At 56.1% G+C, this 2,936-nt stretch carries 2 protein-coding genes; both read right to left on the reverse strand.

Going from position 1 to position 2,936, the window contains the following annotated elements:
- Positions 1 to 664 precede the first annotated feature (664 nt).
- Positions 665 to 1,885, reverse strand: a complete 1,221-nt coding sequence (locus ACZXDY_RS45220; protein WP_464349926.1) for a tyrosine-type recombinase/integrase — start codon at positions 1,883 to 1,885, stop codon at positions 665 to 667.
- 868 nt (positions 1,886 to 2,753) lie between these two features.
- On the reverse strand, positions 2,754 to 2,936 hold a 183-nt coding region (locus tag ACZXDY_RS45225), incomplete at its 5' end, for a hypothetical protein (protein WP_464349927.1).

The raw sequence follows: 2,936 nt of genomic DNA on the forward strand, positions 1-2,936 counted from the left end.
TCTCTTCTCACCCGAGGAGTGCGCCAACTATCTCAAAAACTCAGGATATGTTTCCGTATAAAAACATCACGCTCTAGGGGACCAACTTATAGGGGACCAACTTTGCCCACGGCTGCACCCACGGCTGCATCTTCACACACTTACTCGGAATATTAACCGCGGCCGGTGTACTTCCACACCTGATGCACTTTATGCAGGTGCCGTTCCGCACCAGTCGAGGCGCGTAGTCCAGCTTGGACGGCGCTAGTTCAAATTTGTTCCGCGTCCTACAGTGCTGGTGCCTCTTACATGACGTCTGCGACACCTAGGGCGGGCGCAGAGTCAGATCATGCGAATCCGAGTCAGGTCTACTGCGAACCGATAGCGGTGAAATGCGGGCGTCCAGTGAGCGCAAGTTGCCAATTTGACCCCCTGGCTTTTTTCGCGGCCCAAAATCGGCGAAAAAATCGAGGCGAAAATTGCGAGGCGAAAATTGCGAGGCGTATCAGTGAGATGTGAGATCGAGTCGTTTTCAAAACGAAATCGAGTCGTTCTTAAAGGTGAAATCGAGTCGTTTTCAAAGTGTCCGCACAATGCTGATTTCACTGGTGGGCCCGGCAGGACTCGAACCTGCAACCAGACCGTTATGAGCGCCGGAAAGGTGCTTCGGAGCGCGCAAAACCCCTTATTTTGCAGGCATCTTTATCACGTTCGTTTTCGTTTGTTCGCTCCGTTTCTGTGGCGAAGCTGTGGCGGTAGATCGTCGCTTCGGTTTAGCCGTCATCTTCTCAACGGCGTCGGATAGATAGTCCGGGTGATGGTGACCATATACCTTCAGCAGCGTCTCAACGGACATTCCTAAATACCCGGCGGCCTGCCAGGGATCGGTGCCGTTTTGCATCAACCAGGTTGCGGCGGTGTGGCGCAGCGTGTGAGGCGAGATGTTCTTGCCCAAGTTTGCCAGCTTCACGGCGCGTTTGAAAGCTGTCTTGACCGAGGTCACCGGCTGCCCGTTGAATTCGACAAAATGTCGCTTGATGATGCCGCGGGTATGCCAGCGTCGCAGGTGTGCCAACAGACGAGGCGGGATCGGCATTGGAGGCTGACGTTTGTTCGTTTCCTGCTGACCTTGCCGGCGCCGGTAGTAGACCCCACGCTCCAGATCGACAAATGACCGGCCAATGGCCGCAATCGGTGAAGCGGACGCAATGGCGCCCGCACGCGTTCCGCTATAGAGGCCGATAATGATGAACCGCGCGAGATGGCGCAACGGGCGCTTGTCCGTCTGGACTTTCTGGCCCTTCATGGGACCACGATGCACAGTTTGGATCTCTCGAGCTCGCCAACAGATCCAAAGCAGCTTAGCGGCCTGTTCGCGTGTCAACCACGCATCGCGTGGCGGACCTTTCTTCGGCAGCTTTACCTTGACGAGTCCGCGGTGATATCCCTCATCAGCATGATGTTCAATCGCAGCCCGAAGATCCTCCAGATCACGCCTCGAACCGCCATTGTTTCCACGTTTCTTCACGTACTCGTTGCATTTGGCCTTATTGACGTCGCCCAGCATTAGCGTGCCCCAGAAGTCACACAGCCGCTTCATGCGGGAAACGTACTTTTTGGCATCTGCATTCTCTACGAACAGGTCTGGCCGATCGTCGATGAAGATGGAAAGCACATCCGCGATCGGTATTGAATCTATGTCGCGCTCTTTTCGCTGCGGCGAGTATTTGCCGCTGATGTAGTCTCTGAGCGCTTGCTCAGCCCTTCCAATTTCATGTTCAAGGCATCCTGTGCCTTGGTACTTAGTGCCGTCTCGGATGATCCAGGTGGCCGCGTGAGTGAGCTTTCCGGCCTCGTAGCGGGCTGGTCTGAGGTGGAGACGGGCACCTTTACTTCTACGCGGCATCGGCCACGCATCCTTTCAATCTCATTGAGCGTCGTAAACGCTTTACCAGCAATAATCTCGACCGTAAGTCGCCCCCGCTTGGCCTCTCGTCTCAAGCTGCTTTCCGAAATGCTCCGGTCCGGAAATGCGATTGCGGCCGCCACAGACAGCCTCAGTGGGGTATCAGGTCCTATACTCTCCAAAGATGTTGGCGCTGGTTTTCGCATAAATCATCTCACAAATGATTCAGCCGGGCAACGGCGAAGCTTTGACACGCTTCGTTGACTTCGTAGTCACACATTCCGGAGTATCGAGCGGATCAAGCGGCTGCGACGCTACGCCAGCGCGCGCATTCGTTCAGACCTCGGCGAGGCCATTGAATCGCCCCGCCAGAGAACATTCAGGCGATGAAACCAAGCACGTGCTCCGATTATCCCTGGCGTATTGCCAAGCGGTCTGCGAAAGCTGAATGGTCATGAAGCCTTCGATCAACAGAAGCGCACTGCTGTTCGCGGTTCAACTGCAGCTAAAGGAAGGCTGCCACCTCAAGACGCTGCATGCCGAAAGACCGTATCACTCAGTATAGTTTGGTCGCACGTGGAGAATGCGATCATCTTTTTGTAATCTTCGCGTTCGGCGCTTGTCCGTTGAGGGAGGTGATTGACGATAGTTGAAACGTATCAATTGCCGTGTAGGTCTCGAGTGGATAGGGCCGCGTAGGTCGGCGGATGTGCACGGCACGAATTTCAGGGCAGACAAGTGTCGACGACCGTTAGTGTCGGAGGTGGAAAGGCGCCTCCACCGCGCCTTCGCGCAGCTGCGCTGATCGCAACCGAGAACGAATGCTCTCGCAAATGTGGGGTTGGTAGCGTGCCCCCGCTACCAACGGTCACCCCCCGCTCGAACGTTTCAGCAGCGGTCCCGGCAACGTCAATTCCGACAAGGATGCCTTGATCTCGATTGCGAGTTCGTCGGTCCCCGGCGGCGCATAAACGATGACGGCTTGGACCAGCTGGCGCAGCGTTGCGACGAGCACGGGCTCGTCGAGTTCCGCAGCCTCTGCGGCGACCTC

Source organism: Bradyrhizobium sp. LeoB3, assembly GCF_055456055.1.